Here is a 17,090-nt window from a genome sequence, read left to right as displayed (position 1 = left end):
ATAAATGGATAAAGTTTTACTGTTTTACGAGAAAGATGATTATTATGACTTCAAAGATTCAAAAACTTTGGAGGGTTATTCAATTATAAGTGTTACCAAATTAATTCACAACTTATCTTTGATTAAAGAATTTGATACAAATAGTGAAATAATCGACCTTTCTGCTCTTACTGAATACAATAGCATTCAATCCATTTTTGAGCAGATGATATATCAATTTGAAGAAACGCCTATTTTTATTTGCGATGTCTCTAAAAGAGAAAAATTAGAATACGAGCTACGTTTTATATTTGATGAATTTGAAAATGTAGATAGAGAGACCTTTGTAAAAAAAGTGAAAGAAACAGAATTACTAAATAACGAAAAGCAATTAGTATCTAAAAGACACAAGAAAATAATTGACCTAAACGATGATGAATTAAGTCAGTTCTTCAGCGAATTTAGAAATAGACTTTACGGACATTCCAAATTCAAAGATGATTTTGAACAGCAAATCAGAACATTTCGGGTATTCAATAAATTAGGAGAACACAAGATTTTGTCCCTTTTTCTAATGGGAGAATCAGGTGTTGGAAAAACAGAAGTAGCAAGAACAATTTTTAATTGTTTGAAAGGAGAAAAGAAACTTGCAAAAATAAATTTTGGAAATTATAGTAATGAATTTTCGCTAAGTTCATTAATCGGTTCAGCAAGAGGATATATCGGAAGTGATGACGGTGAAATCTTTATGAAAGTAAGGGAAACAGATATGGGGATTTTATTAATTGATGAATTTGAAAAATCTAACTCAACTCTATTCAACTATTTTTTGGAAGTCTTAGAAAGTGGAAAAATGACAAGTTCATTAGGAGAAGAAATGGATTTGAATGGTTTTATTATCGTATTTACTTCAAACATTTCAAAAGAGGATTTCAAAAAAAGAATTTCCCCTGAATTAAGGTCAAGATTTGATTATAAGTGTATTTTCACTTTGTTAAGCGACAATGACAAAATGAAGTATATAGAGTTTAGGGCTGAAAGTATTAGTAAAAAGGTAAAATCGGAATTTAAAATAGACTTGGGAGAACAATTAAAAGCATATCTTTCAACTTGTATAAATGTATCTTCTTACAAAAATATGAGAGATATAAACAAACAAATAAAAAAGGAATTTTTGACATATCTTTCGATATACCAATCCAATCAAGATGAAAACATTGAAATACAAAACAATACGACCAAAGTTGGCTTTACAAGAAAACTTTTGAATATTCTTAATGGTTAAAGGAAATAGTAAAATGCTCAATAACTAAATCCACACTTTGGTAGCACATTTGCATTTTTTCAACCGAACAAAAGCCAAACAAAAATGCAAAAGAGCTACCAACCCAACGCTCAACAAAGCGACCTAAAAGAGCCGCTACCGATAACAAGGGTAGCTGTTGCACAACTCGGTTTTTTGTTGATATATCAAAATATTTGACCTCGAGGAATCAGGCAAAAAATGAAGAATTTGAGGATTATTTATCTAAACTCAAAAACCTTACTGAAGGAGACCAATACCATAAATTAAAACAGGAGTTGATTTCTAATATTAGGAAAGATTTCTGTATAAAATAAACTGTAATCCTCCGAAGAAATTGGACTGTTTGAAATGAGAAAATTCTTAACTTTAAACAACGACACCAATTGTCAATAAAAAGTTAATATCGGAGAGCCTTTCAATATCACAAAAAATCTAGTGGACTGGCGTCCTTTCTTATCCACATAGGTGATATGGGTATAGATCATCGTTGTCTTGATAGACTCATGCCCCAATAATTCTTGTACAGTGCGAACATCAATACCCGACTGGATCAGATGGGTGGCGTAAGAATGTCTTAACGTATGTACAGTGCCACAGGTATTGACTTTTTCAAATGCTCTGAGTATTCTTTCGCTATTCATACAAATAAAACAGCCCTTTTATTGAAATTGTTTCGTTATACGTAAATAAAAAATAATTAAACAACAATATATCAACACATTAAACAATTAAAAGACACAAAAAACGAAATTCGCCTATAGTAATGGATTGGCGAAAAATTTTGTATATTAGTTTCGCTAATAGAATTGTTGAGAGGAAATCCCTCCGGGCTTCCCTCTCAACGGATCAGGCGCTTGCCGGAGTACAGCCCTTCGGGACTGTCCTCTAACACGCGCTTGGAGCAATGCTCCAGCACGTGCGCCAAGCGCCTGATCCGTTAGGCGACACCCGACCAAAAACTAATAACGACAGACATTATAGTATCGACAAAAAGAATTGAATGGAGAAAATAAATAATTTACTAAATCAAGTAGCAATTATAAATAAAAAGAATGCTGAAATTTTAGATGCAACTGGTGGGCGGTTTAATATGTTTCGTGTTTGTGGCGTAAACCATTATGAAAACACACATTCGGCAATACTTGCAGAACTTTTAAATCCAAAAGGAACACACGGGTTAAAATCTAAATTATTGGAGTGTTTTATTGACACATTAGGAGATTATTTTACCATTGAGAAATTCGACTTTGACAAATCACGAATACATACTGAACACTCAACAGAAGAAGGACGAATTGATATTTTGATTGAGGACAATCAAAACAAGGCAATAATTATTGAGAATAAAATTTATGCAAACGACCAACCAGAACAATTAAAAAGATACAATAGATATGCTCAAACATATAAAAATGGCTATCAAATATTATATCTTACACTTTTAGGAGATAATGCATCAGAACAAAGTGGTGGTGGTGTTTCTTATTTATCAATTTCGTATAAAGAAAATATAATCAATTGGCTTGAAAAATGTGTTGCAATCGCCTCTCGTTTCCCAACTGTCAGAGAGACTATAATTCAATATATTAATCATTTAAAGCAATTAACCAATCAAGATATGGACATAAAGAACAAAGAAGAAATAACAGAAGTTCTATCAAAAATTGAGAATTTAAGAGCTGCTCAAGCAATTTATCAGAATTATTCTGCGACTTACAACTACCTTATTGAAAAGCATTTTAATCCTAAAATGGAAGAGTTTGCAAAACAAAAAGGATTAGAATATCATTATGAACGTAGTGAAGAACAATATGTTAGATTTCACTTGACAAATTCAAATTGGCAAGGGAAATGTTGGATAGGTTTCACTTTTGAAGGTAATCGTTGTCATTATGGATTATGCAACAATCCCAATGTTTACAGAATATCCGAAGAGAACAGAAAAACTCTTCACGAGAATTTGAACAAGTTAGATATATTTTCTCGCAAAGAAAGTAATTGGTGGCCATTTTATGCTCATTATACAAACTTGTCGCTTGACACTTGGGAAAATGACATTATTAAAAGTGACAACTTTCTGAATGAGTGCAAAGAAAAAATTGAAAAATTACTTATAGCGATGGAAGGAATAAATTTTTAAAACCAAATGGGCGACCGCCTAACAGCAGTTTGGCAAAATGGCGGGTTCAGTGCTTCGTATGACAGTTTAGTGGTAGGTTCAAGTGCAGTTCTTCGATTGAACTTTTATGCTAAAAAACCGCCACTTCGCCAAGCTGCAAAACGTTACAGGCAAGCATAAACCGACACCCTACATAAATTGAACAATGGCGACAGTAATAGACAACATTCCATTAGACGAAACGAACGTAGAGTTCAACTATGCGTCAGATTTTGTTAAACACACGGACAGGCTTGTCTATTTGACAGGAAAAGCAGGAACAGGTAAAACGACTTTTCTAAAATATCTTCGTGAAACCACGACAAAGAATACTGTAATTCTTGCGCCAACAGGTGTAGCAGCAATTAACGCAGGTGGACAAACAATTCATTCGTTTTTTCAAATACCATTTGGCCCTTTTGTAATCAATGATAAAAGGTTACGGTCAAGTAAGGATTTTGGCGATACTGATGAGACTACAATATATAACACGTTCAGGTATCGTGAAGACAAAAGAATTATTCTTGAAGAACTTGAACTTTTGATAATTGATGAAATTTCAATGGTTCGTTGTGACACCTTAGACGTTATAGACAGAATTTTAAGAGTTTTTAGAAAAAAGCCGTATCAACCATTTGGCGGTGTTCAAGTAATTTTAATTGGCGATACATTCCAACTTCCGCCAATAGCTGATTTTGAACAATGGGAAATTTTGAAAGATTATTATCAAAGTCCATTTTTCTTCAGCTCAAAAGTTGTAACCGAAAATAAACCAATATACATTGAACTAAAAAAAATATACAGACAAAAAGAACAAGAATTTATTGACCTATTGAACAAAATAAGAGTAAATCAAATTACTGATATAGAACTAAATAAGTTAAATCAAAAATACAACCCGACATTTTCAGCCAATGGTTCAAATAATCATATAATCCTTTCTACAACAAATGCTCAAGTAAATCAAACAAACACCACAAAGTTAGATGAACTAAAATCCGAATTAAAAGTTTTCGCAGGTGAAATAACAGGAACATTCCCGAAAGACAGTAGAGGAAACTATTTATTACCCACCGAATTGAATTTGCATTTGAAAGTTGGCGCACAAGTAATGATTTTGAAAAATGATACGGGAGAATTTAAGCGATATTTCAATGGAAAAATTGGCAAGATTTCATCATTAGACAATGACAAAATAATTGTAGAATTTTCCAACCAATCAAAAGTTCAAATAGAAAAAGCATCTTGGGACAATGTTCAATACACTTGGAACAAAGAAAAAAAGAAAATTGAAGAGAAAATAATAGGAACTTTTACGCAATATCCTTTAAGATTGGCTTGGGCTATTACAGTTCATAAAAGTCAAGGACTTACTTTTGAAAATGTTTATGCTGATTTAGGTTCAGCTTTTGAAGACGGACAAGTTTATGTTGCTCTTAGCCGTTGCACTTCATATAACGGGCTTGTTCTAAAGTCGCAAATTCATCGTAACAAAATAAGAACAAACTCAAAAGTAATTGAGTTTGCAAAAACTGAAACACCAAGCACCTTAATTGTTCAAGAGCTAAATTCAGGAAAAGCAGATTTTTATTACAAAAAAGTTCGTGAAGAAATTAAATTACTAAACTTCACAGAGGCATACGACAATTTTGTAAAAGCAATCAAATTTAGAAACGATATTGAAACCGACTTGTTTAAAAAGTATTTTGTCGTAACAGCCAATAGACTTGGTTCGTTCAGACAAAAACACACTGACACATTAAACGAACTTGTAACGAAAACGCAAGAAAATGAAGAATTGCAAATTTCAGTTTCGGAATTAGAAAATGAAAAACTAAGTCAGCAGACAAAAATAAACGACCAAAACAAAGCAATTAAACTCTTGCTTGACAAAACCAAAGACCTTGAAAAACAAAGCGAAAAGCTGAAATCTGAAATTTCAACTTTGACAACAGAAAAAGCAAACGCAGAAAAAACAATACAGCAACATCAAAAAACAATTCAAGGAAATAAGGCAATAATTTCAAAATTGGAAACGACAAGAAAGAGTAACGAACAAGAAATTGAACGGCTAAGAAATTTAAAATGGTATCAAAAACTATTCGGACAGAAATAATGCCTGCCTGTAACAAGGTATTGCCAAAAGCGGGGCTGAAGTACAAAATTCAGCGTTAGTGCTTCTATTCCGCCAAAAACGAATTTTATTCGTTTTTTTTCTATAAATTTACTTCATAAAAATTCGTTTTGGCTCGCCTCAGTGCAAAATCGAAACTTTCCGCTTCGATTTCCCCGCCTTCGGCAAGCGCCTGATCCGTTGGCGGTAATTATAAAAACGACCCAATACCAAATGAATTGACCAATGAAAAAACTATTGAAAGACAGAGTAATTATTGCAAGTGATGTTAGTGGCGACCGAGATGGTATTGGCGTTGAAATTTACCGTGACAACAAAATAATTATGGAAATATTTCGTGATGACACAAAACGAACACGAACTGTGACCTTTTTTCAGCAAGATATTTCGTTAGACTTGCTTGAAGAAAGTATTCAGACTTTCAAAAAAGAAATTCCTTGGAACTTTATTGACTAATATCTAAAACATAGAAAAATGCCATTCCCATTAGACGAAAAATATATTACCGAAACTGAAAACGAACTTGGAGTTATTTTTCCTGACAAGTTCAAGTCTAAAATGATGCAAGAAAATGGCGGAGAATTAATGACAGAGGACGACGATTGGAACTTATATCCATTTTTTGACAAATCAGATAAGAAAAGAATTAGTAGAACTTGTAATCATATCGGTTTAGAAACTAAACAAGCAAAAAACTGGGGCAATTTTCCTTCAAACGGAATTGCAATTGCTTCAAATGGAAGTGGCGATCATTTAGTATTATTACCGACAAAAGAGAATAACGGAAAACTAAGTGATGAAATTTTCACTTGGTATCACGAAACAGGAAAAACAGAAAAAGTTGCAAATATAATTGACGAACTAATGGACAACTAATAATAACTACCGCCAACATCGCATTGGCGAAATGGCGGTTTAAGGGAAAATTGAAAGTTTAGCTTCGCTGCTACTTCGTGGTCTCCTTTTTTTGTCGCAACAGCCTTTTATATTTCCTTTTTTCTTAAATTTAGAAAATATTAAAAGGCTGTTGCTTAGCTTAGTGCAAAATTGAAAGTTTTGGCTTTCTAATCCGCCACTATCGCCAATACGCGGCCCGTTGAGAGGAAATCCCTCCGGGCTTCCCTCTCAACGGATCAGGCGCTTGCCGGAATACAGCCCTTCGGGACTGTCCTCTAACACGCGCTTGGAGCTGTATCAAAATCTGAAGTTCTATATAAAAATGATTGTACTGAGAAAAAAGCAAGTGAATTTTATAATAATTGGGTCTTTAATATACAAGAGGAAGCAAAAAACTTCAGTAGTATCAAAGAACAATCTATTATTGAAAATAGTTCGATATCAGTTTCTGTTCATAGAGATAAATCATTAGGTCCCATATTATCAAATATACCTAAACAACTTAGAGTACATAAAAAATTATGGCTTAGATTTACTTTAAAAACTAAAATTTCACCTCCATTTGATGTGAAATGGATAGTCGAGAATGATGGAGATGAAGCCAAAGCAATTCCTGACCTTGGACATGAGACGTGGGATTATAATTGCAATAATCAAATAAATTTTCATTGGGAGAGAGCTGCTTATAAAGGAGTGCATAAATTAAAAGCTGAAATTTATAAGAATAATATTAAAGTTGAATCTCAAAATTTTGAAGTTCGAATCATAAAATAAAAACACTACACACAACATCGGTAGCTGTTGCACAACTCGGTTTTTTGTTGATATATCAAAATATTTGACCTCGTTTAAGCCTGTTTAAGCGAGGTTTGTTATTTTAATAGCTATAGAATCTTGATTTTTATAATGGCTGATATTGGCTAATTTTGATGTTTTGTAAAGCCTTTTCAATAGCGAATAGTATTTCCTTTGCACTAAAAACAATAGAGGTAGTTATATTCAGCAACTGAAAACGAATAAAAATATAAAATAATCATCTTTTTAGCTTTCCTACTTTGTTAGGGATCTGTAGCTTTTTAGGTTTAGGTTGATTTACTACTTTCTTGTCCAAATCATATTGATACTGACTGTCCTTCAACTGGTTTATTTTTCGTAAATCTTCCAAAAAGCGGTTCGGCTGACGTACCAGTGGGTTCACAACAGAAAGCAACTCCAAAAGAGTTGCTTTTTTTGTTTAAGCCAGACTTTTCTAAGCCTTACACACTAATATCAGTGAATAAGCTATTTTAAGGCTTTAGAAAAGGTTTGTTTCTGTGCCAAACGAATTTTCGCAGTATCCGAAAATTGGCACAAACACGAACCTTTATAATAAATGCATTGTGCATCTACTCCTTGTTCATCCGCTGGATCATCCTATAACGTCTGATCAAGTCACCCTCTATTTCTCCACTTATCGACCGTATGCGCCCCTCCAAATCATAATCTATACGTCTATCTCCGATTTGCCTTACACGTCCCTCGAAGTCATAATCTATGCGATTTCCTCCTATACTTCGAATACGATTATTCAAATCATATTCCACACGATCATTACCTAACATCCGTACGCGACCATTAAGATCATAATCTACTTTCTCATGTCCGATCTGTTTGACCTTATTATTGAAAAAATCATAGTTAATCCGTTCATCACCCACCCTCGAAATTCGACCGTCCAAATCATAATCGACTCGCTTATCTCCTATCCTACTCACTTTTCGATCCAAATTATAATCTATTCGCAAATCACCAATACGGGATAGCTTTCCATCCAAGTTGTAGTCAATCCTCAATTCACCAACACGTGATATCTTTCCGTCCAAGTTATAATCCAATCGGGCATTGTGACCTCTGCTATATGCAGGATCAATGTCTTTAATCTCACCCCGATAATCCATTAACAAATGGACCGCTCCTTCCTGCACACCTATAAGCGGTGATCGGCTATCACCACCAACCCACACTTTTTGGGCAAATGTGGTATTAAACATACTCAGAACAAGAATGATAACAAAGATTCTCATAATACGTTAAGATTACTGTTTCTCCAAATTTGACGAGTACAGCACAGGAAAGTTTAAATAGCGAGTACTGTTCAACATATAACTTTTTAAATATGTATCAGACTTTTTCCTAATTTTAGAACCAAAGAGAATACCAACTTTAAAAGTAAGGTTTAACCAATACGCTCGAAGAAGTGAATATGAAAGATTTTATCAGTAATAAATTGACAATATTTTTTGCACTTGGCCTAATATCTTCATTAGCAGTGATACTATTTGCCAGCATATTGATAAGCGGTCATTCAGCACCCGATGAGTTGGCAGGTATATACTTATTGTTCACACTTATTCCTCTGGTAGTTTTGCTTATCGCCGACCGTATCTGTGTCAGAAAGTTCGGGACGAAAAGTGTCAATAAAATACAATTCTATATCCTTGGTAGTATAATACTTCTTTTTATTATCAATTGGGTAAGGTTACAAACACAAGCTTAACATCCTATGAACAAACTATTTATAGCTATACTACTCCTTTCAATTGTCGCTTGCGGAAATAAAGGCGCTGATTATCGGTCACAGGAAAACGAAACATTCTTAGCTGAGATTGCGCAACATGCAAAAGCTTCCATTACGGACATAACGGAACTAAAAAGACAACCGACGAATACATTTATCATTTCCACAAGGTGCCGTTTGCCAGATGATTTGGTTGAAACCTATCATACTAATAATGGCTCCATAATCAATACCGACGACGATATATGGGATATAGCCACCTATACAATTAAAAATCATGAACTGATAAATGAACAAAACGAAAAACTTCAATTCAAGGATATCGGAAACTCACCCTCTCTACAGGAATATGCTATAGAAGAATATGAAACCATATTATATCAGCAGCTAGGTATTATGCTCACACTAGACAAAAAATTTGAAAAACTAGATGGGTTTATAGAGATCGTGTTCGAAATACCTAACGGCAATAAAAAAGAAATAAGAATTCCTGTTGATATATCTATTCAGGATACATTAGAATAATAGAAGAAATGGGGGCAGCTTATCTGTTGTAAGGTTTGGCAGAGCCTTTTTAAAGCAGAAGCTATCAAGTGGATAAATTATTGCGCATCCTGTGTAACCAGATTTTGACTCATCGGCGTATTACTATTGGTTTGATTTTTGCTATGTTCCACCTAGAAAAATAAACCCGAAGATTAGTCAGTATAACCATTGAAATTAATTTGACATAATTTTAGCGCATTTATGATATTAATTGTTGATGATAAAACAGAGAATATATTTTCCTTAAGAACTCTTTTGGAATCTAAAAAATTTCATGTGGATACGGCTTTATCCGGTGAAGAGGCATTAAAAAAGGTTTTAAAAAATAATTATGCCCTTATTATTCTTGATGTCCAGATGCCAGGTATGGATGGATTTGAAGTTGCGGAGACGCTATCCGGATACAGCAAGACCAAAGACATTCCGGTTATTTTTTTATCAGCCATCAATACCGATAAAAAATTCATCACCAAGGGGTACGAATCGGGAGGAATAGATTACATTACTAAACCTGTAGACCCTGATATTTTATTATTGAAAGTCAGAACTTTCTATAGATTATATGAGCAGACCTTGTCTTTGAACGAAGCGCAGCAGAGGTTACAATCCGAGATAGAAACGAGAAAGCAAGCCCAAGAAGAGTTAAAAAATCAAGTAGAGCACCTGCATTCTATCCTGGAAAGTCTTCCACAGATTGCGTTCACATCCGATATCCACGGAGAAATAACATTTGTTAACCAAAACTGGTTTCGTTATTCCCTTTCCTCTTCTCGATTTCCTGAAATACCTGCGGAAGACAAACATATCCTGGAGCATTTTCTATGCAATTGCGCAACTTTGACCCAGCCCGTTGAAAATGAAATCCGTATCAAAGAGATAGAAACAGGTACATTTCGCCATCATCTTCTACGCATTATGCCTATAGTGGAGGAAGGAATCGTTCGAAACTGGATTGGCACATTTACTGACATAGAGGATCAAAAACAAATGGAGAGCAAAAAAGACGAATTTCTGAGTATTGCTAGCCATGAATTAAAGACTCCTCTTACCGGTATCAAGGCTTACATACAATTACTAGAACGGTCGTCTAATATCTCTTCGGAGTCAAAAACACATACCTATATTTCAAGAGCCAAAGATGAAGTCTTAAAACTGGAAAGCCTTATTTCAGATCTCTTGGACATTTCTAAAATAGAAAATGGTAAACTAAAAATCAATAAGGTGGAGATGGATATGGAAAAGACAATAAATCATGCCATTGAAACAATCGGCTATACCCATGCATCAAATATTATAATTGAAAGGCAAGGTGAGCTATTTGAACACCCTATCTTTGCAGATGCGCTACGTATTGAGCAGGTATTGATCAATTTTCTAACCAACGCAATCAAATATTCTCCAAATACTGACAAGGTTTTGGTCAAAACAGCAATTAAAGACAATAATGCTTATATTGCTGTACAGGATTTCGGCATTGGAATCCCTTTGGAAAAGCAGAAATACATTTTTTCAAAATTTTACCGTGTGGAAGAATCGTCTTTAAAATTTCAAGGTTTAGGCATTGGTTTGTACATCTGTGCTGAGATTATTAATCAGCACAGAGGCAGTTTCGGTATCCATAGCAATATCGGAGAAGGAACAACCATCTACTTTACCATACCTTTAAATTAATCAAAATATGCCTAAGCAACTTCTCAAAAAGCTACAGATTGGATTTGGGTTTTCTTGTGCAATTCTGATCATCACGTCATTTGCATCTTATTTTAGTGTACAGAATCAAATAGAGCACCGATCCAGAGTTATGCAGACTCAAAATGTACTTTTACAGGCTGACCGGATATTGGTCGACTTATTAAATGCAGAAACAGGTCAACGGGGGTATTACCTGACCAATCGAGAATCCTTTTTAGAACCCTATTATAGAGGATTGGAATCGTTGCCGAAATCCCTATCGGAAATAAAGAAACAACTACCTGATACCTCTATGCAAGTTGCGCGCATGGATACAATTTCCTATTTGGTTAGTACTCGATTGAATATATTAACCGATTTAGTCAATACCAAAAAGGCTGGAGGCAATATTGATCCTGATCGTTTGGAACAGGGAAAATTGTATATGGATAGTTGCCGTATGGTTATACAAGATTTTATAGCTTCCGAAACCGAGCGTTTGGAGAGACGCAGTAATACAATGAATGTCTTCTCCAACTATACTTCGATATTCATTCTTTTAGCCTGTTTCATTTCATTGATAATCACCTTCATCTTCTACAGACAGATTCGAAACGAATTTTCAAAAAGGGAAAAATTACAACAGGAACTTCAAACAAAAGATGAACAATTAGCGAAGCGATTGGCTGCTGTTCAGCGAATCGCTAAGAAGGTTGCGCTTGGTGATTATACTGTACGGGCCCACGAAGATGAAAAAGACCATCTTGGTGGAATCGCATCAGCATTGAACGAGATGACGGCATCACTACAAGCATCTTTTAATGAAATCAATGAAAACGAGTGGAAACAAACGGGATTGGTGAAGATCAATGAGATATTGACCGGAAACAAAAATGAAGAAAATATTGCCGGTGATGCATTGGCCCATTTGGTGAACTACGGAGAATGTATAAATGGAGCTGTTTATATATTGGAAAACAAGCGTCTCCTATTAAAAAGTTCCTATGGACTGGAATCGAACATGCAAAAAGAGTATCATCCGGGTGAGGGTATGATCGGTCAGGTATTCGCTAATAAACGCTTAAAACTATTTGAGGATATTGATACAGACAATTTCGTTGTGAGTTTTGCGACAGGCCAACTCAAACTGACCCATGTCGTTTGGTTGCCTCTCGTATCCAAAGGAGAATGTTTTGGCGTTATCGAATTGGGGGCAAGTAAGAAATTTGACAAAGTTGATCTCAGCTTCTTCCAAGAAGCATGTCGCATGATTACGTTGGAAATATTAGCAGCAAAAAGCAGACAACATATCAAAATGCTCTTAGAAGAGACCCAAGCGCAGTCCGAAGAACTGCAAATGCAGCACGGCGAGCTGGAAAATCTCAACACGGAATTAGAAGCCCACACCCAGCGCTTACAGGCATCGGAAGAAGAACTTAAAGTACAACAAGAGGAATTGCTACAGTCCAACCAAGAATTGGAAGAGCGCTCTAAACTCCTCGAGGAAAAGAACCAATTGATTGCTTTGCGAAACTCGGAAATACAGAAAAATATAGAAGAACTCGCCTTAAGCACCAAATACAAATCGGAGTTTTTAGCAAATATGTCGCACGAATTGCGGACTCCGCTCAATTCCATATTATTGCTTTCTAGACTTATGGTGGAGAATGCAGATAAAAACCTTACCGAAGATCAAATTGAATCGGCAAAAGTTATTCAAAGTTCCGGTTCAAGCCTGTTAAGTCTGATTGATGAAATTCTCGACCTGTCCAAGATTGAGGCGGGCAAGATGGAACTTGAATATGAATCCGTCCGGGTGACTACACTTTGCCGTGATCTGAAAAACATGTTCCAGCCACTGGCATCGGAAAGAGGGCTTGTATTCCAAACAAACATCGATTCGACAGTTCCAGAAAAAATCGAAACCGATAAATTACGGCTGGAACAGGTACTACGCAATTTACTTGCCAACGCTATCAAATTTACCCAAAAAGGAGAAGTCCGCCTCACTATCGAAGCCGACAATAAGTACAAAAATTTTATTCGTTTTGCCGTCTCTGACACGGGGATCGGCATCAGTGAAGAGAATCAACAGATCATATTCGAGGCCTTTCAACAAGCAGATGGATCAACCAGAAGAAAGTTCGGCGGAACTGGCCTTGGTCTATCCATCAGTAGAGAAATTGTCAAGCTATTGGGTGGACATATCACCTTGGAAAGCAAGCTTGGTGAAGGCAGCACATTCATCATCCACATACCGATGCAAGCTACAATATCCCAACTTGAAGACAGGATATTGTCAGAACTCGAAATAGCACCATCCATAGACGAAGAAATCAAGGAACTGACACCTGCTGAAACTTATATGGTTCCCGATATTCCAGAAGAAGTTGAGGATGATCGAAACAACCTAATGCCCAACGATAAACTTATCCTTATCGTAGAGGATGATACTAATTTTGCAAAAGCACTGTTAAAATATACACATCAGCAAAAATACAAAGGTATTGTGCTCGTTCGTGGAGATCAGGTACTTTCAATAGCCGAAAAATATCAACCACTGGCTATCCTATTGGACATTCAGTTGCCGATAAAAAATGGCTGGGAAGTGATGGACGAACTAAAAAGCAATCTAAAAACAAGACATATCCCTGTACATATCATGTCTTCCCTGCAGATGAAAAAAGAAAGTCTGCTGAAAGGGGCGATTGATTTTATCAATAAGCCGGTTGCCTTAGAACAGATGGATCAGATGTTTAAAAAGATCGAAGATGCGCTAAGTCGGCATAATCAAAAAGTACTGATCGTCGAGGAAAATCCGAAACATGCCGCTGCACTCTCCTATTTCTTACACAACTACGATATCACCTCTGAAATCAAATCCAGTGTGGAAGACAGTATCGAAACACTATTGAGTTCCAAAGTGAATTGTGTCATTATGGACATGGGACTACCGGATAAAATTGGTTACGAGACATTGGAAGCAATCAAGCGCCATGAAGGTCTGGAAAATCTTCCTATCATTATTTTTACAGGTAAGAATGTTTCGCATGCTGAGGAACTCAAAATAAAACATTATGCAGATTCTGTTGTCATTAAGACAGCACATTCATTTCAACGTATTTTGGATGAAGTAGGTATATTTCTTCATTTGGTAGAAGAACATCAAGCAGAACCTAAAAGTAAAAGTAATAAATTAGGAAAGCTTGGTGATGTACTACATGGAAAGACAATATTGATCGCCGATGATGATGTCCGAAATATATTTTCCTTAACGAAAATATTGGAAAAATATAAGGTCAATGTCATATCTGCGATGAACGGTAAGGAAGCACTAGCACAGCTGCAGGTACATCCCGAGATTTCAATCGTATTGATGGATATGATGATGCCCGAGATGGATGGGTATGAGACAATACAAAAGATTCGACAGACAACGGCATATAAGGACCTACCGATTATATCGGTAACAGCCAAAGCCATGACGGGAGACCGAGAGAAATGTATTCAGGCAGGAGCTTCTGACTATATATCAAAACCTGTAGACAAGGATCAACTTTTATCCTTATTGCGTGTTTGGTTATATGAGATATAAATAACAGAAAAAATGACTACCGTGAAAAGAGATGTTATCTTGATTATCGATGATGATAATCGTAACACTTTTGCCTTGCAATTGACATTAAAGGCAAAAGGCTATAAATTTATATCTTCTTCAAGTGCTGAGGAGGGACTTACAATTTTGTCTAGCCGCCCTGACATTGGATTAATATTGATGGATATGATGATGCCCGAGATGGATGGTTATCAAGCTTTGAAGATTATACAATCATCGGCGCTATATCCCAATATCCCTGTTATTTCCGTAACCGCTCAAGCGATGAGTGGTGATCGCGAAAAATGTTTACAGGCAGGGGCAGCAGACTACATCGCCAAGCCAATTGATGTAGACATTTTAATGAATGTACTAAAAAAATGGATGTAGTAATGATGGAACTGGATATTATCAAAGATGATGAAATGGATCTGCTGTTGGAAGATGTATCCACAATTTATGGCTACGATTTCACCCAATACAGCAAAGCATCCCTTAAAAGACGTCTAAACCGTATCTGTCTTATTGATAAGCTGGCCAGTTTTGCTGAACTAAGATATCAGGTCGTAAATGACCCCTCCTATCTCCAACGTTTCGTTGAAGAGATAACGGTCAACGTTACCGAGATGTTCCGAGATCCTTATTTTTATAAAAAACTACGGGAAGATATTTTACCAAAATTGGGTACTTATCCCTTTATCCGTATTTGGGTAGCAGGTTGTTCTACCGGAGAAGAGGCTTATTCAATAGCAGTTTTATTACAAGAAATCAATTTGTATCACAAATCTTTGATCTATGCGACCGATATCAACCCGACTGTTATAGAGAAGGCTTCAAAAGGCATTTTTCCACTGAGTAAAATGAAACAATATTCAGAGAATTATATTCATGCTGGAGGTACCCAAGATTTCTCAAGTTATTATGTTGCGATGTATGATATTGCTAAATTCCATGAGAGCCTCAGTAAGCGCATATTATTCTCCACACATAACTTAGTGTCAGACAGCTCGTTCAATGAATTTCAGTTAATTCTTTGTCGAAATGTATTGATTTACTTTGACAAAGATCTGCAAAACAAAGTCTTCCGTCTTTTTGACAACAGTTTACAAAATCTATGTTACTTGGCATTGGGAGACAAAGAGACCCTTCGATTTTCTTCATTAGAAAGTCGTTACAGGCAGGTGAAAGATCAAAAAATATGGCAAAAATTAAATTAAGAAGGTAAACAATAAGTTTATGGCAACAGATATACTATTAATAGGAGGATCGGCGGGCAGTATCACTGTTCTGTTGCAGGTTTTGCCCGCTATTGACACAGATATATCTTTTCCTATCGTTATTGTCTTACATCGTAAATCGTATCCGAAAAGTGAGTTAGACCACTTGTTAGAAATTTCAACCGCTCTTCCTGTCCAGGAGGTAGACGATAAAATGGAATTGGAAAACGGAAAGATATATTTGGTCCCTGCTGATTATCATTTATTATTTGAAGACGAGCGTTCCATAGCACTGGATGTGTCCGAAAAGGTAAATTATTCACGCCCCTCTATAGATGTCACATTTCTGTCTGCAGCCAGTATATTCGGTGACAGAACAGTGGCATTATTGCTATCGGGAGGTAACAAGGATGGTGTAGAAGGATTGGTAAGCATTGTCGAGCACCAAGGAAGGGTGCTGATACAAGATCCGGTAACAGCTGAAGTAGATTACATGCCCCAACAAGCAATGGAGGCTCTGCCTACGGCTACTATACTGCGTCCTGAGCATATGGCTGACGCTATTAATCAATTGAAACATTACAAATAACTAAACTAACATAACCATGAAAAACAAAACTATCCTCGTATTTGATGACGATCAAGCTATTTTAGATATATTCTCTATCGTATTGGAAGCCGGTGGATATAAAGTCGAGATATCCTCCACTTCCCATGATATTATTGAGAAAGTAGCAGAGATAAAACCTGATGCAATTATTATGGATAATTGGATTCCTGAAATTGGTGGTGTAGAAGCGACACGGTTATTAAAAAGCCACCCAGATTTTCAACAGATTCCAGTCATCTACTGTTCTGCAAACAACGATATAGAGTCTTTAGCGAGTCTTGCAGGTGCAGAAACTTACCTTTCCAAACCATTTGACCTAGATGATCTGGAAAGAAAAATTGCAGACATCATTCCGTCCTAAAAGCATATATTGAATTTTTGATAAAGAAAAAACAGGAGTTTCTCGATGAGAGAAACTCC

The 17,090-nt window shown here is 35.8% G+C and carries 15 protein-coding genes and 1 pseudogene; 14 read left to right on the top strand and 2 right to left on the bottom strand.

From position 1 onward, the window contains the following. Positions 1–4 precede the first annotated feature (4 nt). The gene (locus BM375_RS03330) at positions 5–1,264 is read left to right on the top strand and encodes an AAA family ATPase (protein ID WP_093363757.1); all 1,260 of its coding nucleotides are present in this window, start codon (positions 5–7) and stop codon (positions 1,262–1,264) included. A 442-nt stretch (positions 1,265–1,706) separates the two neighbouring features. On the opposite strand, the pseudogene BM375_RS03325 reads toward BM375_RS03330, so the two are convergent. Next, positions 1,707–1,869, bottom strand: a pseudogene (locus BM375_RS03325) (tyrosine-type recombinase/integrase); the annotation flags it as partial. Positions 1,870–2,285: 416 nt separating this feature from the next. Between BM375_RS03325 and BM375_RS03320 the strand changes: the two are divergent. The 6 genes from BM375_RS03320 to BM375_RS17130 all read left to right on the top strand — a co-directional run bounded on the left by BM375_RS03320 (position 2,286) and on the right by BM375_RS17130 (position 7,248). After that, positions 2,286–3,425: a PDDEXK-like family protein gene (locus tag BM375_RS03320; RefSeq protein WP_093363756.1), complete on the top strand. Its 1,140-nt coding sequence runs from the start codon at positions 2,286–2,288 to the stop codon at positions 3,423–3,425. 6 nt (positions 3,426–3,431) lie between these two features. Then, the gene (locus BM375_RS17290) at positions 3,432–3,584 is read left to right on the top strand and encodes a hypothetical protein (RefSeq protein ID WP_212611624.1); all 153 of its coding nucleotides are present in this window, start codon (positions 3,432–3,434) and stop codon (positions 3,582–3,584) included. A 25-nt stretch (positions 3,585–3,609) separates the two neighbouring features. Next, positions 3,610–5,559, top strand: coding sequence for an ATP-dependent DNA helicase (locus tag BM375_RS17620; RefSeq protein WP_093363755.1), 1,950 nt, complete (start codon positions 3,610–3,612; stop codon positions 5,557–5,559). Positions 5,560–5,802: 243 nt separating this feature from the next. Further along, positions 5,803–6,033: a hypothetical protein gene (locus BM375_RS03310; protein ID WP_093363754.1), complete on the top strand. Its 231-nt coding sequence runs from the start codon at positions 5,803–5,805 to the stop codon at positions 6,031–6,033. A gap of 18 nt (positions 6,034–6,051) precedes the next feature. Continuing rightward, entirely contained in the window at positions 6,052–6,453 is a 402-nt protein-coding gene (locus tag BM375_RS03305) for an SMI1/KNR4 family protein (protein ID WP_093363753.1), read from the top strand. Positions 6,454–6,849: 396 nt separating this feature from the next. After that, positions 6,850–7,248, top strand: a complete 399-nt coding sequence (locus tag BM375_RS17130; RefSeq protein WP_170852587.1) for a nucleotide-binding domain-containing protein — start codon at positions 6,850–6,852, stop codon at positions 7,246–7,248. A gap of 611 nt (positions 7,249–7,859) precedes the next feature. On the opposite strand, the gene BM375_RS03295 is transcribed toward BM375_RS17130, so the two are convergent. After that, a complete protein-coding gene (locus BM375_RS03295) occupies positions 7,860–8,537 on the bottom strand; it encodes a hypothetical protein (RefSeq protein ID WP_139227484.1) in 678 nt (225 codons plus the stop codon). Positions 8,538–9,016: 479 nt separating this feature from the next. On the opposite strand from BM375_RS03295, the gene BM375_RS03285 reads away from it, so the two are divergent. From BM375_RS03285 to BM375_RS03255, 7 genes are all read left to right on the top strand, one after another. Beyond that, complete coding sequence (locus BM375_RS03285; protein ID WP_093363749.1) at positions 9,017–9,556, top strand: hypothetical protein; 540 nt, start codon at positions 9,017–9,019, stop codon at positions 9,554–9,556. Positions 9,557–9,778: 222 nt separating this feature from the next. Further along, positions 9,779–11,248 carry an ATP-binding response regulator gene (locus tag BM375_RS03280; protein ID WP_093363748.1) on the top strand — a complete coding sequence of 490 codons (1,470 nt, stop codon included), beginning with the start codon at positions 9,779–9,781 and terminating at the stop codon, positions 11,246–11,248. 7 nt (positions 11,249–11,255) lie between these two features. Next, positions 11,256–14,843 carry a response regulator gene (locus BM375_RS03275; RefSeq protein ID WP_093363747.1) on the top strand — a complete coding sequence of 1,196 codons (3,588 nt, stop codon included), beginning with the start codon at positions 11,256–11,258 and terminating at the stop codon, positions 14,841–14,843. A gap of 12 nt (positions 14,844–14,855) precedes the next feature. Beyond that, positions 14,856–15,233 carry a response regulator gene (locus BM375_RS03270; RefSeq protein WP_093363746.1) on the top strand — a complete coding sequence of 126 codons (378 nt, stop codon included), beginning with the start codon at positions 14,856–14,858 and terminating at the stop codon, positions 15,231–15,233. 2 nt (positions 15,234–15,235) lie between these two features. Then, positions 15,236–16,060 carry a CheR family methyltransferase gene (locus BM375_RS03265; RefSeq protein ID WP_093364050.1) on the top strand — a complete coding sequence of 275 codons (825 nt, stop codon included), beginning with the start codon at positions 15,236–15,238 and terminating at the stop codon, positions 16,058–16,060. A 19-nt stretch (positions 16,061–16,079) separates the two neighbouring features. Then, positions 16,080–16,649, top strand: a complete 570-nt coding sequence (locus BM375_RS03260; protein WP_093363745.1) for a chemotaxis protein CheB — start codon at positions 16,080–16,082, stop codon at positions 16,647–16,649. A gap of 16 nt (positions 16,650–16,665) precedes the next feature. Next, positions 16,666–17,031, top strand: a complete 366-nt coding sequence (locus BM375_RS03255) for a response regulator (RefSeq protein ID WP_093363744.1) — start codon at positions 16,666–16,668, stop codon at positions 17,029–17,031. Positions 17,032–17,090: the final 59 nt, after the last annotated feature.

The organism is Sphingobacterium wenxiniae (genome assembly GCF_900116225.1).
In the GTDB taxonomy this organism is placed as follows: Bacteria; Bacteroidota; Bacteroidia; order Sphingobacteriales; family Sphingobacteriaceae; genus Sphingobacterium; species Sphingobacterium wenxiniae.
This window is presented reverse-complemented; position numbering and strand designations above follow the sequence as displayed.